General features: G+C 59.8%; 16 protein-coding genes. All 16 read right to left on the reverse strand.

Annotated elements, in window-relative coordinates; translation table 11 throughout:
* Positions 1 to 10: 10 nt before the first annotated feature.
* The 16 genes from ACTQZF_RS01485 to ppdK all read right to left on the reverse strand — a co-directional run bounded on the left by ACTQZF_RS01485 (position 11) and on the right by ppdK (position 17,117).
* Positions 11 to 1,372: a M50 family metallopeptidase gene (locus ACTQZF_RS01485; RefSeq protein WP_441554352.1), complete on the reverse strand. Its 1,362-nt coding sequence runs from the start codon at positions 1,370 to 1,372 to the stop codon at positions 11 to 13.
* Between the two features lie 25 nt (positions 1,373 to 1,397).
* Complete coding sequence (gene dxr, locus ACTQZF_RS01490) at positions 1,398 to 2,585, reverse strand: 1-deoxy-D-xylulose-5-phosphate reductoisomerase (protein WP_441554353.1); 1,188 nt, start codon at positions 2,583 to 2,585, stop codon at positions 1,398 to 1,400.
* Entirely contained in the window at positions 2,585 to 3,484 is a 900-nt protein-coding gene (locus ACTQZF_RS01495) for a phosphatidate cytidylyltransferase (protein ID WP_441554355.1), read from the reverse strand. Before ACTQZF_RS01495 ends, dxr begins: the two co-directional genes overlap by 1 nt.
* A 2-nt stretch (positions 3,485 to 3,486) precedes the next feature.
* On the reverse strand, positions 3,487 to 4,281 hold the full coding sequence (locus ACTQZF_RS01500) for an isoprenyl transferase (RefSeq protein ID WP_441048376.1): 795 nt from the start codon (positions 4,279 to 4,281) through the stop codon (positions 3,487 to 3,489).
* A gap of 1 nt (position 4,282) precedes the next feature.
* Positions 4,283 to 4,819, reverse strand: a complete 537-nt coding sequence (gene frr / locus ACTQZF_RS01505; RefSeq protein WP_006236112.1) for a ribosome recycling factor — start codon at positions 4,817 to 4,819, stop codon at positions 4,283 to 4,285.
* Positions 4,820 to 4,821: 2 nt separating this feature from the next.
* Positions 4,822 to 5,544 (reverse strand): UMP kinase, encoded by a 723-nt coding sequence (gene pyrH / locus ACTQZF_RS01510; RefSeq protein ID WP_427717558.1) that lies wholly within the window; start codon positions 5,542 to 5,544, stop codon positions 4,822 to 4,824.
* A 117-nt stretch (positions 5,545 to 5,661) separates the two neighbouring features.
* Positions 5,662 to 6,531 (reverse strand): translation elongation factor Ts, encoded by an 870-nt coding sequence (tsf, locus tag ACTQZF_RS01515; RefSeq protein ID WP_022094736.1) that lies wholly within the window; start codon positions 6,529 to 6,531, stop codon positions 5,662 to 5,664.
* A 45-nt stretch (positions 6,532 to 6,576) separates the two neighbouring features.
* Positions 6,577 to 7,305 (reverse strand): 30S ribosomal protein S2, encoded by a 729-nt coding sequence (gene rpsB / locus ACTQZF_RS01520; RefSeq protein WP_055285135.1) that lies wholly within the window; start codon positions 7,303 to 7,305, stop codon positions 6,577 to 6,579.
* 230 nt (positions 7,306 to 7,535) lie between these two features.
* The gene (locus ACTQZF_RS01525) at positions 7,536 to 8,489 is read right to left on the reverse strand and encodes a tyrosine recombinase (RefSeq protein WP_427717601.1); all 954 of its coding nucleotides are present in this window, start codon (positions 8,487 to 8,489) and stop codon (positions 7,536 to 7,538) included.
* Positions 8,453 to 9,790 (reverse strand): methylenetetrahydrofolate--tRNA-(uracil(54)-C(5))-methyltransferase (FADH(2)-oxidizing) TrmFO, encoded by a 1,338-nt coding sequence (gene trmFO / locus ACTQZF_RS01530; protein ID WP_441554356.1) that lies wholly within the window; start codon positions 9,788 to 9,790, stop codon positions 8,453 to 8,455. The genes ACTQZF_RS01525 and trmFO overlap by 37 nt, the downstream gene beginning before the upstream one ends.
* 14 nt (positions 9,791 to 9,804) lie before the next feature.
* Positions 9,805 to 10,737, reverse strand: a complete 933-nt coding sequence (locus tag ACTQZF_RS01535) for a DNA-processing protein DprA (RefSeq protein ID WP_427717562.1) — start codon at positions 10,735 to 10,737, stop codon at positions 9,805 to 9,807.
* The gene (locus tag ACTQZF_RS01540; RefSeq protein ID WP_427717565.1) at positions 10,737 to 12,260 is read right to left on the reverse strand and encodes a YifB family Mg chelatase-like AAA ATPase; all 1,524 of its coding nucleotides are present in this window, start codon (positions 12,258 to 12,260) and stop codon (positions 10,737 to 10,739) included. The genes ACTQZF_RS01535 and ACTQZF_RS01540 overlap by 1 nt, the downstream gene beginning before the upstream one ends.
* Positions 12,260 to 12,745, reverse strand: a complete 486-nt coding sequence (locus ACTQZF_RS01545) for a YraN family protein (RefSeq protein WP_427717567.1) — start codon at positions 12,743 to 12,745, stop codon at positions 12,260 to 12,262. The genes ACTQZF_RS01540 and ACTQZF_RS01545 overlap by 1 nt, the downstream gene beginning before the upstream one ends.
* Before the next feature lie 188 nt (positions 12,746 to 12,933).
* Positions 12,934 to 13,722, reverse strand: coding sequence for a ribonuclease HII (locus ACTQZF_RS01550; protein ID WP_154516244.1), 789 nt, complete (start codon positions 13,720 to 13,722; stop codon positions 12,934 to 12,936).
* A 93-nt stretch (positions 13,723 to 13,815) separates the two neighbouring features.
* Positions 13,816 to 14,157: a 50S ribosomal protein L19 gene (gene rplS, locus ACTQZF_RS01555; RefSeq protein ID WP_117583231.1), complete on the reverse strand. Its 342-nt coding sequence runs from the start codon at positions 14,155 to 14,157 to the stop codon at positions 13,816 to 13,818.
* Positions 14,158 to 14,366: 209 nt separating this feature from the next.
* The gene (gene ppdK / locus ACTQZF_RS01560; RefSeq protein WP_441554357.1) at positions 14,367 to 17,117 is read right to left on the reverse strand and encodes a pyruvate, phosphate dikinase; all 2,751 of its coding nucleotides are present in this window, start codon (positions 17,115 to 17,117) and stop codon (positions 14,367 to 14,369) included.
* Positions 17,118 to 17,451: the final 334 nt, after the last annotated feature.

Below are 17,451 nucleotides of genomic sequence, written 5' to 3' on the forward strand. Positions count from 1 at the left end.
AAACACTCCCCTACAGAATAAATCGAAGGATGTCGGAACGAAGCATATAGATAAACAGCAGCGCAAAGAGCGCGATGCCCACATAGCTCACGATCGTCTGGACCTTGAGCGGAAGCTCGCGGCCCGCAATCTTTTGAATGATCTCGATGACCAACTTGCCGCCATCGAGTGGCGGGATGGGCAGCAGGTTCATAAAGCCAAGCGAGAACGAAATGAGGGCGGCAAACGAAAGGAACGTGGCAGGGCCGGCAGCAGCAGCTTGCGAGGACATAACGCTAATACCCACGATCGAAGAGGACTGATCGAGAATCTCCATCGTATGCTGAGGCTGGAGCAGGCGCATCACGCCCTGCGCTGTCTGCACGACATAGGAGAACGACAGGCGAGCCGACGTGATAGGGTCTAAACGGACCACCTGCGTAGAGACATACACACCTAGGCGTTCGTCCTCTTTGAGCGCAACCGTAGTCGAATGCTTCTTGCCGTCACGCTCGTACTCAATGGCGATATCGTCCTTACCAGCAGCCTTGCCAATGGCATCGTAAACGTCCATCCAGGTAGAGCACGATACTCCGTCGACCGAAAGAATCGCGTCGCCATCCTCGATTCCCGCCGCGGAGGCAATCGAGCCTTCGTCAACCTGTCCGATCACATTGGTGTCCACCGGCACCGTGACACCCGCGATGGAATAGATGCTCATAAGGAGCAAAAAGCCCGTCAGGATATTGACGATAATGCCCGCAAGCAGCATAAAGGCACGCTTGAAAAAGCCCTGACCCAAATAGGTGTGCGAGCGCTCGCGTGCAAGGAATTCGGCCTCGCCGCACGGCAGTTCCCATACATCGCCCTCGGCAGTCGCGTGCTCGCGATCGAACCGACGGCCGTCAAAGGTGGTATAACCCGCCGCATCACGCGGCAGGGTCTGGTACTTGGTGGGATAGTAACCAGGCGAAGGCTTTTCCCCTTCTTCATACCAAGGAGCTATGGAGCCCCAACCCAGCAGCAAAGCACAGGCCTCGAGCACATCCTCCTCGGACAGCTCGAGCTCGACGGCAAGATCGGCCACCGTCACACGGCCGTGGCGATAGATGGCGGCAAGCACGCGATCGGCACACGAGACATCGGTCGGATCCATGCCACAGATGGCAGCATACCCACCCAGCAACAGCGGGGTCACGCCAAACTTGGTTCCGATGCGACGCGACGTATGATGGATATCAAAGCGACACGGCAGGCCCAAAAAGAACTCAGTCACCCGGACGCCGCAGGCACGCGCCGCCAAAAAGTGGCCGCCCTCGTGCAAAAACACGAGGACGGAAAGCATCAGCAGGCCCCAAAAGACCGATGAGAGAACGCTCAGAACAGTTTCCATACAACGAAAAAGCAATCCTTATGGGTTAAGAACGGGTTGCGACGAGCACTTGCGCGGCCTTTTCACGCGCCCACGCATCGATACCGCGAAGCTGTTCAAACGAATCGACCGTCTGCGTATCATGCGCATCCATACAGGATTCCACAATGCGATCGATATCGGTAAAACTGCAGCCATCATGCAGGAAGGCATCGACGGCAACCTCGTTGGCGGCATTGAGCACGCACGGCATGGTGCCGCCCGTCTTGCCCGCACGCTCGGCCAGCGCCAGGCAGCGGAACGTATCCATGTCGGCCGCATCAAAGGTAAGCTGACCCAACTCGCGGAAATCGATGCGCGGAGCCGGAGTATCCCAGCGCTCGGGATACGAGAAGGCAAACTGGATGGGAATGCGCATGTCAGATGCCCCGAGATGCGCCATCACGGAGCCGTCGGCAAACTCGACCATCGAATGAATCTTTGACTGGCGCTGCACGACCACGTTGATAAAGTCGAGGTCGCAACCGAACAGGCGCATCGCCTCGATACGCTCCAGGCCCTTGTTCATGAGGGTAGCGGAGTCAATCGTGATCTTGGCACCCATAGCCCACGTAGGGTGCGCCAGGGCATCGGCGCGCGACACACGGTCGAGTTCCTCGCGCGAACGGCCAAAGAACGGACCGCCCGAGCAGGTAAGCCAAATACAATGGGCCTCGCGCGGATTCTCACCCAGATAGCATTGGTAAATTGCAGAGTGCTCGGAATCGACCGGGATAAGCTGACCGGGCTGAGCCAACGGCATCAGCAGGTCACCGCCAACAACGAGCGACTCCTTATTGGCAAGGGCAAGACGCTTATTCGAGGTCAAGGCCGCGTGGCTTGCCTCGAGACCGGCGGCGCCCACAATAGCGACAAGCACGCAGTCAACATCGTCGCGACGCGCGAGCTCGCAAACCGCTTGCGCACCAACGCCGAGCTCCGTTCCCTCGGGCAACTCCTGCAGCACGGCGTCATCGCCATAAGCGACATCGGCCACGGCAACCGCCGGAACCGAAAACTCACGGGCAAACGCAACGAGCTCAGTGGTACTGGAATTAACGGAAAGCGCCGTCACCTGCAGACGATCGGCATGCTGACGGCAAACATCGAGTGCCTGAGTGCCGATAGAGCCCGTACAGCCCAGGATGGCAACACGGAGACGTCCATCGGAGCCATAGGTCGTCTGGAAGGACATTACAGCACGCCTCCGATCATCAGCATCAGCTGCGCGGTGATGCAGCCGAAGATAAGCGAGTCGCTACGATCGAGCATGCCGCCGTGGCCCGGGATAAGGTTACCGGAATCCTTGACGCCCACACCGCGCTTGATGCGCGACTCGATAAGGTCGCCGATAACGCCCAGGATGGACACAACCACGCCGCAAAGCAGCGCATAGGGCAAGCTCAGCTTATAGAAATGCGTCACCCACAAAATGAGCCAGATGAGAACCGAGCCCAAGATGCCACCAACAAAGCCCTCCCAGCTCTTGTTGGGAGAGATCTTGGGAACCATCTTGTGTTTGCCGATACGACTGCCCACGATGTAGGCAAACGAATCGGAGACCCAAAGGGACGCGCAAACACCCACTGAAAGCAGGGCGCCGGCAAAACCGGGCACGGCATCGCGCAGCAGCACAATAGCCGACAGCATAAAGCCTGTGTAGATGGGACCCATGAGCGTCACGGCCACATCAGAGATGCGGGTACGCGGCGACCAAACATACCAAATGCCCACCGCGAGCATCAGTGCAAAAAGCAGGGCGTTCAGCAAAAGCGAATCGCCAAGCGCCGATAACGGAAAGAGCACGGCGGCAATAATGCCCAGATGCTCGTTGGCGACCTTGCCATCGAGCCTCGTCATACGGAAAAACTCAAAGCAGCAAAGCCCGCTCATGACAGAGACAAAAATGGCGGTGGGCACGATACCCAAAACCAGGCACAGGATAAAGACGACGGCGTAGACGATACCGGCGGCGGCACGGGTAATAAAGCCCGCAAGCCACGAACCGGTGCCGCTCTTCGCTGCAGGCGCTCCCGCAGTGGCAGCTTTGCGCGCAGCCGTCTTGGGAGCGGATGCCTTGGGACGATCGGACACGATTAAGCCTCCTCGGTCTTGCTCAGTCCACCAAACCTACGGTCACGGCCCTGATAGGCCAAAATGGCGTCAACAAGGCCCCAACGATCAAAGTCAGGCCAATAGGTATCGGTGACATAGAACTCGGAATAAGCCACCTGCCACAGCAGATAGTTCGAAAGGCGAAGCTCACCAGAGGTGCGAATGACCAGCTCGGGATCGGGAAGACCGGCGGTGTACAGGTGCGAAGCAACCATATCATCGTCGATAGCAGCAGGGTCAATCTTGCCGGCGGCAGCATCGAGCGCAAGCTGACGGGCGGCACGGGTAATCTCGGCACGCGCGCCGTAGTTGACGGCAAGCGCCAGCGTCATACCGGTGTGATCAGCGCACTCGGCAAGACCGCATTCAAAAACGTCGCGGGTCTTCTTGGGCAGCGCGGAAATATCACCCAAAAAGACAACACGGACGTTTTCGCGCTTCAGAAGCGGCAGCTCATCGATAAACGTCTTGGCAAACAGATGCATCAAGACGTTGACCTCATGCTGCGGGCGGTTCCAATTTTCGGTTGAAAACGCATAGGCGGAAAGCACGTCGACGCCCAGACGCACGCAGGCGGTAATGACCTCACGAAGGGAGACGATACCCGCCTTGTGGCCCTCGGTACGGGCAAGACCTCGCGCCGTAGCCCAGCGACCGTTACCGTCCATGATGCAAGAGATATGGCGCGGAATGTTATTGAGGTCAAGGTCGGAAAAACCGACGCCCGCAGGGGCGTCGGCAAAGTACTCGACCAGTTTGTTCTCGTCGTATTGCACCTTAGATCTCCATGACCTCGGCTTCTTTTTCCTTCAGAAGCTCCTCGACCTTGGCGACATACTCGTCGGTATGCTTCTGCACCTTGGCCTGCTCACGGCGGACGTCGTCCTCGGTGAGCTCCTCATCGCGCTCGAGCTTGTTGTTAAAGTCGCGACGGATGTTACGGATAGACACCTTGGCCTGCTCGGCGTACTCGCGGCACTCCTTGACGAGCTCGCGACGGCGCTCCTCGGTGGGAGCCGGGAACGGAAGACGAACAACGGTGCCATCGGAGTTGGGGGTAATACCCAGATCGGAAGCGCCGATGGCCTTGACGATGGCGTTGATAAGCGCCTTATCCCACGGCTCGATGAGCAGCATGTGGGCCTCGGGGGTCTTTACGGCGGCAACCTGCGTGACCGGCGTGGGAACACCGTAATAATCGACGGTGATGTCGGACAGAATGTTAGCGTTGGCTCGGCCGGTACGGACCTTGGAGAAGTTGTGCTTGAGGGACTCAAGCGACTTGTCCATGTGGGCGGTGATGTTCTCTGCCATGCTTAATCCTCCTGATAGACGAGCGTGCCGACGGGCTCACCCGAAAGCGCGCGCTTGACGTTGTCCTCGCCATCGATGTTGAGGACCAAAATGGGCATACGGTTATCCTGGCACAGGGCCGTAGCCGTGGAATCCATAACCTGCAGGCCGCGGACGAGCACCTCGTGATAGGTGATCTTGTCAAAGCGGACGGCATCGGCGCACTTGACGGGATCTTTGTCGTAGATACCGTCGACCTTGGTGGCCTTAATCAGAATCTCCGCACCGATCTCGCAGGCACGAAGGGCCGCGGCGGTGTCAGTCGTAAAGTACGGATTGCCCGAGCCGGCTGCGAAGATAACGACATTGCCCTTGGACAGGTGATTGATGGCGCGACGACGAATATAGGGCTCGCAAATCTCGTTCATCTGGATGGCACTCATAACGCGGCAAGGAACATCGTTATGCTCGAAGGCATCCTGCAGGGCGAGCGCGTTCATAACGGTTGCAAGCATGCCCATGTAATCGGCCTGAGCACGCTCCATACCGCCGGCAGCTCCAGCCATGCCGCGGAAAATATTGCCGCCGCCGACAACGATGCCGACCTCATGGCCAACGGCGAGCAGCTCCTTGACCTGCTTGGCAAGATGGTCGGTAACCTTGGGGTCGATGCCATAGTGGCCATCGCCCATCAGTGCTTCGCCGGAAAGCTTCAAAAGCACGCGTTTATATCGGATGTCGGACAAAGCGATCCTCCTTTAATTAGACTCTCAATATGATATCAAAGGCTCTGCTTAGAGGCATGAAAAAGCAGGCTGTGAGTAAAACCCACAGCCTGCTCATTACCAGCTACAAGAGCTTATTTACTCGCCACGGACCAGACGGTCGAAGGCAACGACGGTAATGGTATCGCCGAGCTCCTTGGAGACCTGCTCAGCGTACTTCTTGATGGTGAGGGAGCTGTCCTTGATGAACTCCTGCTCGGTGAGCACGGACTGCTTGTAGAACTTCTCCAGGCGGCCAACAGCCATCTTCTCCTGGATGGCCTCGGGCTTGCCGGACTCGGCAGCCTGAGCCATGTAGATCTGCTTCTCATGCTCGACGGTCTCGGCCGGAACCTGATCGCGGGTAGCGCAGATCGGAGCGACGGCGGCAACCTGAAGGGCAACGTCGTGGGCAAAGGTCTTGAAGGACTCAGCCTGAGCGGTCTCAGCCTTCTCGAAAGCAAACTCGACGAGGACGCCGATCTTACCACCCATGTGGATGTAAGAAGCGAGAGCGCCGTTCTCGGCCTTGCGGGCGGCGAAGCGGGAGATCTTCATGTTCTCGCCCATGATGTGAATCATCTCGGTGAGCTCGGAGGAAACGGTCTCCTCGCCCATCGGCTTCTCGAGCAGAGCGTCGACATCGGCCGGCTCGGTGGTGGCGACAACCTCGGCGACCTTGGAAGCAAAGCCGGTGAACTTGGCGTTGGAGCCGACGAAGTCGGTCTCGCAGGAGAGCTCGAGCAGAGCGCCGGTCTTGCCATCCTCGGAGACGAACGCGGCGACAGCGCCCTCGTTGGTCTCGCGGCCAGCCTTCTTGGCAGCCTTAGCGAGGCCGTTCTTACGCAGAACGTCAACAGCGGCGTCCATGTCACCGTCAGCCTCGACGAGAGCCTTCTTGCACTCCATCATCGGGGAGTCGGTCATCTCGCGGAGCTGCTTGACCATAGCGGCGGTAATCTGGGCCATTGTGGTTCCTTTCAAAGAGATGAAAAAGACTTAAATAGGACTGATTTACTCGGCCTTGGGCTCAGCGGCCATCTCGGCCTCGGAGACCTGCTCCTTGCCGGAGCCAGCGAGGCAAGCGTCGGCCATGAGCTCGCACATAAGGGTGACAGCGGAGATGGCGTCATCGTTGCAGGGGATGCCGTACTCGACCTCGTCGGGATCGGAGTTGGTATCGATCAGAGCGACGACGGGGATGTTCAGGCGCTGGGCCTCCTTGATGGCGTTCTCCTCGCGCTTAGTGTCGATGACGAAGAGAGCCTGGGGCAGACCCTTCATGTCGCGGGCGCCACCGAGGTTGGTCTGGAGCTTAGCGAGCTCCTTACCCAGAACAGCCTGCTCCTTCTTGGGAAGAACAGCCATGCGGCCGTCCTCGACCATGGCCTCGAGCTCCTCCATGCGGTTGATGCGGGAGCGGATGGTGACGAAGTTGGTCAGCATGCCGCCGAGCCAACGCTGGTTGATGTAAGGCATGTTGGCGCGCTCAGCGGCGTTCTTGACGGCCTCCTGAGCCTGCTTCTTGGTGCCGACGAACAGCACGTTGCCACCCTTGGCAACGTTCTTGACGAAGGTGTAAGCCTGGTCGGCGTCAAGAATAGTCTGCTTGAGGTCGAGGATGTAGATGCCGTTGCGCTCACCGAAGATGAACGGCTTCATCTTGGGGTTCCAGCGACGGGTCTGGTGACCGAAGTGGCAGCCGGCCTCGAGCAGGGTGCGGATATTAATCTTGGTAGCCATGTTAAACCTCCTGTGGTTTGCCTCCGCGCGGGGTCATCCTCCAAAACCAACCCGGACATGTGCTACCAAAGCCCGGGCACCACGGTATGAAGTAGCCGCGCGTGCGTGATAAAAACCTGTTGCCGTGAAGCAACCCGATGAATGATAGCAGGATTACATCTTTCTGCCAACCCGAAATCAAAACCACACACACGGACGCGCGATCGATTGGATAGAACCCCTCTCCTGCCTTACTCGCCGCGCGGAAGGGCTTGGGTAACGGCGCGTTTGAGCCGATCGGGCGTGAGATGCGTATAAATCTGCGTGGTGGACAAGCTTGCATGCCCCAGCAACTCCTGGACAGAGCGCAAGTCCGCTCCGCCCTCGAGCAAATCGGTCGCAAAAGTATGGCGCATCGCATGCGGGGCGATATCGGAAGGAATGCCCGCAAGCGTCGCCAACATATGAAACCGTCGCCTAAGCATGGCGGCGCTCATACGGTTGCCGCGTGCCGAGATAAACAGCGGATGCACACCGTTCGTACCGTCGCCACGCTTTGCCTGAGCAAGAAGCTCCGGTCTTCCTTCCTCAATATAGCGGCGGGTCGCATCGAGAGCACGCCGATACAGGGGCACGATACGCTCCTTGCTCCCCTTACCCCAAAGCCGCAGCGTTCGCTCGGACCAAGCAATGGACTCAACATTGAGTGCCGCAAGCTCGGAGATGCGAGCCCCAGATGCATAGAGCAATTCGAGCATCGCCGCATCGCGCAGTCCCGCAGGCGTTGAAACGTCTGGCGCTGCAAGCAGTGCCTTAACCTGCTGGGTGGTCAGCACCCCGGGCAAATCGCGTGGAAGCTTGGGCGAGGCAATCGCAGAGACAGCGTCTCCATCGATAAGACCCTCGGCAGCCATCCATCGATAGAACGAACGAATGGCAGACAGGTGCGCCGCAATCGTCCTGGGCGCCACCTGCTCGCGCGACAGCTCCGCCAGATACATGCGAACGGTACGTACGTCCGCCGTGCGTGCATCGATATCCCCACGCTCGCACCAAGCGGCAAAACGCTCCAGACGAGAGCCGTAAGCGATAACAGTGTTAGAAGAAAGCCCCTCGACGCGTGCAATATAGGCTATGAACGAGTCGACGGCACCGTACAGGTCAAAGGCTATGGCCGGTCGCCCCCAAACAGGTCGGAGCGCGATTCCAGATAGGAATCCAGGGCCTTAAGGGCGCGATCCGCATAGGCCTGATAGCGCTCACGTTTGCTGCGGCGTTTACCGTCCTCGAGGGGAGGCACCAGGCCAAAATTAACATGCATGGGCTGATATCCGACCGTAGCGGGATCGGTCGCATAGCCCACGAGCGCGCCGAGAGCGCCCACGCGCGGCAGCTCGACAGGAGCAACCTCGATAGCCTCGGCATAGGTATTGAGCGCAGCGAGGAGACCCGTCGCGACCGCTTCCATGTAACCCTCCGTACCGGTAATCTGTCCGGCAAGGCGCACGCCCGTGCCGGGTACGGCGAAGGTCCCATCGAGCACATGGGGAGCATCGACAAAGGTATTGCGATGCATGACGCCATAGCGGAAAAACTCGGCATTCTCCAGACCGGGAACCATATGAAAAACGCGCTTCTGCTCGCCGAAGGTCAGGTTGGTCTGGAAACCAACCAGGTTATAGGCGGTCTTCTCCTTGTTCTCGGCGCGCAGCTGAATCGCCGCCCAGGGACGGCGACCGGTGCGCGGGTCGGTGAGCCCGACGGGCTTCATAGCGCCAAAGCGGATGGCATCCTTGCCCGTGCGCGCAACCTCCTCGGCTGGCTGACAGGCCTGGAAGAGATCCCCGCCCTCAAAGTCCTTGAGCACCACGCGATCGGCCGTGGTAAGCGCCTCGATAAAGGCCTCGTACTCCTCCTTGTTGAGCGGGGCATTGAGATAGTCGCCACTCCCCTGCTCCTCGTAGCGCGACTGCGAGAACAGCACATCCATATCGAGCGTCGAGGCATCGACAATCGGGGCCGCGGCGTCAAAGAACGCCAGGGAATCACCACCGACGAGCTTCATGACCTCCCCGCTCAACGCCGGCGAGCACAAGGGACCCGCGGCGATAACCACATGGCCCTCGGGAATCTGGGTGATCTCGCCGTGAACGACCTCGATATTGGGGCGGGCGGCAACCTCGGCCTCGACGAGCTCGGAGAATTTAACACGGTCGACCGCCAAGGCGCCACCAGCGGGAACGGCAGCGCGATGAGCGCAGTCGAGCAGCACCGAACCCATGCGCTCGAGTTCGGCCTTCAACAGGCCGGCGGCGGAATCGGGTCGGGTCGACTTAAACGAATTGGAGCAGACGAGCTCCGCCAAGTGATCGGTATGGTGGGCAGGAGAGGTCACCAGCGGCCGCATCTCGCACAGCTTTACGGCAAACCCGCGATCTGCCAGCTGAATCGCGCATTCCGATCCCGCCAGACCGCCACCGATAACCGTCACTTGATCAAACAGCATCTGCAAACACCTCTCTAATTGACACGCTTTCCATTGTGACCGAAGGGCGTCTGAGCGTGAAGCGCAAACTTTGAGGGCGCATACCTTCCATCCATCATGCGCTCGATGAGTCCCTCGAGCTCGAGTGAGCCCAGGAGTTTGAGCACGCCGACGGCATCGAGGGAGACGAGCGCGGCAATGTCATCGACCTTGAGCGGCGAGGCAATGAGCGCGTGCATCACGGCCTGCTGCGTGGGGTCCAGATCGGCGATACCGGGCGCATCGGGACGTGAATAACGCAGGGTGCCGTATATTCGCGAGATGGCCATCTCAATAGACTCCTCGTCAACAATGCAGCAGGCCCCGTTGGCGATGAGGTAGTTGGTCCCACGCGACTCTGGTGACAAAATGGAGCCCGGTACCGCGAGCAGTTCGCGCCCCAGGTCCATGGCGGCCTCTGCTGTCGAGAACGTGCCCGAGGGCATGCCGGCCTCCGACACGAAGAGCGCCTGCGAAAGCGCGGCAATCACCCGGTTACGCCGCGGAAAGGCAAACTTGCGTGGCCCCATACCCCAAGGCGAGATGGACACGACCGCGCCGCCCGTATCGATCGTGCGCGCGATGAGCCCTGCACTCGAGCGCGGGTAAACCACGTCGGCGCCCGTACCCAACACCACGACGTGCCTGCCACCAGCGTTGACCGCAGCCCAACCCGAGGCCTGGTCGCAGCCGACCGCACCGCCCGAGACCACCGTCACCCCCGCCTCGACCGCAACTTTCGCGGCCAGCTCTGCCACGGCAAGGCCGTACGGCGAGGCCTTACGAGCGCCGATGATTGAGAGCGCGGGCGTCGACAGTGCGGCGGGGTCGCCACGCACATAAAGCGTCTGGGGTACATCGGAGAGCTCCAAAACGGTAGCTGGATACAACGCATCACCGGGATGCAGCTCAAAAGTCTCCTTGGGCATTACTGGTCCCTCCTCCCCTGGTACATCGCCGCCTCGAGCACGTGGTCTTGGGTTACCCGCTCACTTTCGGCAACATCGGCGATCGTGCGCGCGATACGCACCAAGCGCACGATGCCGCGCCCTGTGAGATGTGTGCGCCTCGACAGGCCGAGCACGCACTTTTCCGCTGCCCCATCGAGCGCAAAGGTCGACACGACGCCGTCGATGGAACGTGACTCATCGTCCTCGGCCTCGGCATCTGCATCGTCCAAACGGGACTCGCGCCAGGCACGAAATGCCCGACCCCGCACAACATAGTCACGTAGTTCAGCTGACGACATACCCTCGGCACCCTCGATAATTACCTGCGGATCGGGTCGGGTCACGTCAATCATAAGGTCAATACGATCGGCCAAGGGACCACGTAGCTTAGACCGATAGCGCTCAACCATCGAAGCCGAGCAGCGGCACGGTACCTCGCGATCGCCCAAAAAGCCGCAGGGACAGGGATTGCTCGCGGCAAGCAGCTGGAACCTCGAGGGAAACGTGAAAGCCCCATCGACGCGTACGATCTTGACGTAGCCGCGCTCTATGGGCTGACGGAGTGTCTGCAGCACGCTGTTGGGAAACTCGGCAAGCTCGTCTAAAAAGAGCACGCCGCCGTGCGCTAGGCTAATCTCGCCCGGGTGCACCGGCCGTCCGCCGCCAATAAGGCCCGCAGTCGAAATGCTGTGGTGGGGGCTACGGAACGGCCGGTGTCCCGCCAGCAAACCATCGATGTTCTCGCCCAAGACCGAATGGATGCACAGCGCCTCTTGCTGATCCTCGAGAGAAAGCTCGGGCAAGATACCCGTCATGCGGCGTGCGAGCATGGTCTTGCCCGAACCCGGCGAGCCAATCATAAGCAGGCCGAGCTCCCCCGCCGCCGCGAGCGCAATGCCGCGCTTGGCAACCTCCTGCCCCAGCACATCGGCATAATCAAGTTCTGGCTCAAACGACGCCTCGACACCCTCGGAATCCAGATAATGCCGAGCCGCCTCGCCCATACCGCGGGCGAGCTGAGACAGATGGTCGATAAAGCCACAGTCCACACCGGCAAGCGGTACATGTTGATCCGATCTTCCTGCAATAAAGGACAGGCCCATATCACGCGCCAACAACTGAAACGCAACCTCGCCTTTTACGGGCAGCACGCTACCATCCAGCCCGAGCTCACCGGCAATAAGGCAATGGTCTAGATGGTCGCGGGGAATCTGCCCATCGGCCGCCAGTACCGCGATGGCAATCGGCAGGTCAAAACCACTGCCCGTTTTACGGATGTCGCCCGGAGCCAAGTTGACGGTAATGCCCGCCCGTGGAATCTCAAATCCCGCCGAGCGCATTGCGCAGCGTATGCGGCCACGCGACTCCATCACCTCCATACTTGGAATGCCAAGCATTTGGATACCCGGAATACCGCCGGCAAGCGAGACCTCGACCGTGACGGGAATCGCCTCGACGCCACGAATACATGCAGCGTGGACGGCAAAGGTGTCAAACGCCATCACGATACCTGCCAATCGAATGCGTTGTATTGATGCTCAATCTCCGCAATATGACCGCCGCGGATAGTAACGCCCACCGCGTCGAAGCGAATCGCCCTAAGGGGATAGTGATCCATAAGGTAACAACTCGCGATACGGCGGTAGCGACGCTGCTTCTGGGCGTCCACCGCCTCCTCGGGAAAGACCCGCGTGTTGCAATCTAGGGCGACGCGCCTTGTCTTGATCTCAGCCATCACCACGACATCATCAAGTTCATCAAGCAGTACCAGATCGGCCTCGCCCTCGGGACACCGGTAGCCCTGTTCCAAGAGGGCATAACCGCGCTCGCGAAAGTAATCGATTGCAATAAGCTCGCCCAGCATGCCCAGTTCTCGAGGACTGAGGCCCTTAATGAACCCAGGCGTAATCGACGCGCAATCAATCTCCCCGCTCTCCCAAAGCTCTTTGAGCTGTTGCGTCTTGCTCTTTGCACTTGCGGCGCACATGGGGTCTCCTTTCCCGCGCACGATATTGACCCGATCATGGGGCCGCCTTTCTTGCGGGTAAGTACCAAAAGAAAACCAAAGTCCAACCAAAAACAAACAAAAAAGGGACCGCATGCAACAATTGCGTTGCATGCGGTCCCCACCAGCTGGTTTATAAAATCCCAGAAGTCCCTGTCTCCATATTTGCCTTAAAAAAGACGCTCCGTCTGCAAAAAATTTCCGCAGAAGCTCACACGATGCAACGGAGAAAGGCCATGTTTACGAATAGCCTCAATGTGCTCGGGGCTCGCATAGCCCTTTGACTCAGCAAGATGATATTCGGGATACTCGGCATCGTACTCGACCATCATCTCGTCACGCGTGACCTTGGCCATAATGGAAGCAGCGGCGATGCAGGCGATTTTGGCATCGCCCTTGACCACATCGCGCTCGTTGGGAACGGCGCCCAAGGGGTTGCCGTCCATAAGCACGCAATCGGGCTCGAGCCCCGTATCGGCCACGGCGCCCGCAACGGCAGCGCGGATGGCGCGGGCCATGCCCATCTCATCGATGTCCGCAGGCGCGATATGGCAAAAACCAATGGCCGTAGCCACCTCGGCAATCTGCACCGAGAGCAGCTCACGACGGGCAGGCGTGAGCTTTTTGGAATCGTTAATGCCCCAAACGCGCGGCTCCATGGGAAGGCAGACAGCGCAGACCGTCAACGGGCCGGCGACAGAGCCGCGCCCCACCTCGTCAACACCAACGACCACGCCATCGCCGCCGAGCTCATGCATAAGCTCGTACATGCCGTTGACGCGCTCGCGCTCGGAAAGTTCCTTGGCATGGCGCTTAAGTGCGCGTTCGCAAGCCTTGATCACCTGCTGGCGCGGATCCTCGCGATAGTGCTCCACGAGGGCGGGAATCTCCTCGAACGTGGCACTCGCCAGCTCGCCGGCAACCTGCGATGCCGAAATCGAGCTCGTCATATTGGCCATACCAGGCCCTCCTTGCATGGAAATCAGATAAAAAGAAGGGCCACCCGAAGGTGACCCTTGTGTCCAAACGAGTGGACAGACGCTGCGATCTTCTTAGCGCTTCTCGGGGATGCGAGCAGCCTTGCCCACCTTGTCGCGGAGGTAGTACAGCTTGGCGCGACGGACGCGACCATGACGGACGACCTCGAGCTTGGCGATCTTGGGGCTGTGAAGCGGGAAGGTACGCTCAACACCGACACCGAAGGAAATCTTGCGGACGGTGAAGGTCTCACGGGCACCGGCGCCGGCCATGCGGATAACGTCACCCTGGAAAACCTGGATGCGCTCGCGGTCGCCTTCCTTAATGCGGTAGTGAACCTTGACGTTGTCGGCAACGCGGACCTGCGGGATGTCCTCGCGGATCTGCTGACGCTCGATTGCGCGGATGTAATCCATGTGCAATTCCTTACTCTTCTAGAGGTGCCGTACCACCTTGGCCGGCACGTAGTTGAACAAACGTATTCGAGTATACACGCGCGGGTTTCTGCTGCAAGAACAATTTTTTTCGCAGACAAAAAGACAAAACCCGCACATGATAACCGCCCGCCTCACAAATGAGACGGGCGGCATGAAGGGGGCTACGCTAGGGGTCTATACACTAAACGCTAGGCGGAACGCTTGGCATCGAGCTTGGCCTGGGCGGCAGCCAGTCGTGCGAGGGGCACGCGATAGGGCGAGCAGGACACGTAGTCCACATCGGCCACGTTGAACAGGCCCTTGATGGACTTGGGGTCGCCGCCGTGCTCGCCGCACACGCCAAAGTGCATGTCGGGGTTGGCGGCGCGACCCTTCTCGACTGCCATACGCACCAGCTCGAGCACCGCCGCGTCGATGGTCTCGAAGGGATTATCCTTCAGGATCTTCTTGTGCATGTACAGCGGGATGAACTTGGCCTCGGCGTCGTCGCGCGAGAAGCCGAAGGTTGTCTGGGTGAGGTCGTTGGTGCCAAAGCAGAAGAAGTCGGCATGGTGGGCGATCTCGTCGGCGACCATGCAGGCGCGCGGCAGCTCGAGCATCGTGCCCACGGGAATATTGAGCTCGACGCCCTCCTCGGCGGATACCTCGGCGATCACGCGCTCGATGACCTCGCGGGTCTGGACATGCTCGGCTGTGATGGAAACGAGCGGGACCATGATCTCGGGGCGCGGGTCAACGCCCTCCTTGATAAGGCGGGCAGCAGCCGTGGCGACGGCGCGAACCTGCATGAGCGGCAGATCGCCAAAGACAACGGACAGGCGCACACCGCGCAAGCCGAGCATCGGGTTGGACTCAACCATGCCGTCGATTCGACGCAGGCGGGCACGCAGGGTGGCAAGCTCTTCCTCGCCGGCGCCGGCGGCTTCCTTCTTGGTGATGGCGACCTCGAGCTCGCGAGGATTATCCAGGAACTCATGCAGCGGCGGATCGAGCAGGCGAACGACCACATCGCGACCGGACATGGTCTTAAACATCGCCAGAAAGTCCTCGGTCTGAACCTTGAGCAGGTCGGCCAGGGCCTGCTGCTTCACGGCCTCGTCGTCGGACAGGATAAAGCTCTGGATAATGTTCTTGCGATCGCCCAGGAACATGTGCTCGGTGCGGCACAGGCCGATGGCCTCGGCGCCAAACTCGAGTGCGAGCGCGGCATCCTCGGGGTTGTCGGCGTTGACGCGCACGTGGTTGGCGTGACCGTCGGTCTCGTCCAGGCGAATCTCGTCTGCCCAGGACAGAATGGTGTCCAGATCGCCGGTGAGCTCGGCGGAGACCAGATCGACGGCGCCATCGACGACAATGCCCTGAGTGCCGTCGATGGAGATGATGTCGCCCTCGTGAAGCACGCGGTCGCTGCCCTCGATGCGCACGACCTTCTCGGCGGCGTCAATATGGAAGCGCTCAACGCCGCAGACGCAGGGCGTACCCATACCGCGGGCGATAACGGCGGCATGGCTCGTCTTGCCGCCGTGGCTGGTAAGGATGCCCTCGGCAGCGACCATGCCCTTCAAGTCATCGGGGTTGGTCTCCCAGCGAACCAGAATGACCTTGTGGCCCTCGTTGGCGCGCGCGACGGCATCGTCGCTCGAGAACACGACCTCGCCTACGGCGGCGCCGGGGCTGGCGTTAAGGCCGCTGGCCAGGGCCTCGTACTTCTTGGAGGAGTCGAACTGCGGATGCAGAAGCTGGTCGAGCTGCGCGGGATCGATGCGACTCACGGCCTCCTCGCGGGTGATGAGGCCCTCCTCGACCATCTCGATAGCGATGCGCAGCGCGGCGGTAGCGGTGCGCTTGCCCACGCGGGTCTGAAGCATCCAAAGTTTACCCTGCTCGATGGTGAATTCGATATCGCACATATCGCGGTAATGATCCTCGAGCGTCAGGAAAACGCGCTCGAGCTCCTCACCAGCGGACTCGAGGCCCGGGGTGGTCTTGAGGTCGGCGATGGGCTCAGTGTTGCGGATGCCGGCGACGACGTCCTCACCCTGGGCGTTAACCAAAAAGTCACCGTAGAACTCCTTGGTGCCATCGGCCGGATTGCGCGTAAAGGCGACGCCGGTCGCAGAGGTCTCGCCTTTGTTGCCAAAAGCCATGGCCTGGACGTTGACGGCGGTACCGAGCTCGTCGGAAATGCCATGTTGTTTGCGGTAGATGCAGGCGCGCTCGTTCATCCAGCTGCCAAAGACGGCCTGGATGGCAAGGCGCAGCTGGAGCTCCGGATCGTGCGGGAAGACGGGCTTGCCGTCGACAACCTCGAGCTCGGGATACAGGGCAGCCTCGACGTTCTCGGAGAATATGCCCTTGAAGGTCTCGACGAGCTCCTGCAGGTCCTCGGCCGAAAGCTCGGAATCGACGCGAACGCCGGCGACCAAGCGAGCCTGGGTCAGGGCGTTCTCAAACAAGTCGGCATCGACACCCATAACGACGTTGGAGAACATCTGGATAAAGCGGCGGTAGCTATCCCAGGCAAAACGCGGATTTTGCGTCTGGGCAATGAGGCCCAGAACGGAGTCGTCGTTAAGGCCCAAGTTGAGGACCGTGTCCATCATGCCGGGCATGGAGAACGGAGCACCCGAGCGAACTGACACGAGCAGCGGGTCGGATGCGTCACCAAGCTTCTTGCCGCAGCGGGCTTCGAGATCGGCCTCGGCGGCAACGATCTCATCGAGTGCGCCTTCGGGCCACACGTTGCCGGCGCCGGAGTACTCGACACAGGTTTGGCAGGTAATGGTAAAGCCACCGGGAACCGGCAGGCCGATGCGGCTCATCTCGGCAAGATTTGCACCCTTGCCGCCAAGCACAAAGTTCATGGACTTGTCGCCCTCAGTGACACAGGTGCCCTGGGCGTCGGTTCCAAAACGGTAAACCCTCTTGCAATCGCTCACGATACTCCCCTTCCATGCGCTGTCGCGCACGACCGTGGTAACGAATCGACCCGCCGGATGCGGGCCGTGAGGGTACTATACGGCGGGTATTGGAAGTGCTTGCGTAGAGGGTGCGAGGTTTGGTAAACGTGGTAAAACTGACGGTAAACGGTAGATAAAGGTGGTTACCTTATGAAGATACCAGTGTAGGAGACTTGCAGGTTAACTGAAAGAACTTTGTTAAATCGCTTTACCATTATCATGCATTATTTTTGTTAGTCTTTTTAGGACGGGGCTTTTTTAGCTACCCCGTCGGCAATCGGCCAAAAAGCTCGCGGCCTCAGCCGGGGTAGCT

It is taken from the genome of Collinsella sp. LCP19S3_H3 (genome assembly GCF_052119145.1).
Classification (GTDB): domain Bacteria; phylum Actinomycetota; class Coriobacteriia; order Coriobacteriales; family Coriobacteriaceae; genus Collinsella.